1 pseudogene is annotated in these 432 nt (G+C 49.8%); it reads left to right on the top strand.

Going from position 1 to position 432, the window contains the following annotated elements:
* Window positions 1-67: 67 nt before the first annotated feature.
* Window positions 68-295, top strand: a pseudogene (locus tag FAP39_RS17420) (tyrosine-type recombinase/integrase); the annotation flags it as partial.
* Window positions 296-432 lie beyond the last annotated feature (137 nt).

The following is a 432-nucleotide window of genomic DNA, read 5'->3' on the forward strand; positions in this document are numbered from 1 at the left end:
GTATCCATTCAATCGGGTTGGATACATCTTAGCACGCTGTCCGAATTTGCCGGACCACTTCAGTTTCTTTAGCGCCAACACAATGTGCCAACTGCTCATACACATCTTCCAACAGTGTAGCCTTAAACACGCAACATCACACAGCGGCAGACGCACGTTTATTACACGCTTGGCAAGCAAAGGCGTTGGAGTGCGTGTGCTTGCAGAACTTGCTGGACACAGCAGCATTGCTACAACACAACGCTACATTGACGTAAACGCAGAACAGTTGGCGAATGCTGTAGAGTTGGTTTAGCGGCTATTGCGGCAGTTTCATTATCTCAAGTAGTGCTGCTTCACTCAACTCGCCACGCCTAAAACGCTTTAGTGGACCTGTCGCGTTTTAGTGCCGCCCCAAGTGCTCGTTTAAGCCACCTTTCGTTCGAAGGCGAC

This window comes from Shimia litoralis (assembly GCF_005518135.1).
GTDB lineage: Bacteria > Pseudomonadota > Alphaproteobacteria > Rhodobacterales > Rhodobacteraceae > Shimia_E > Shimia_E litoralis.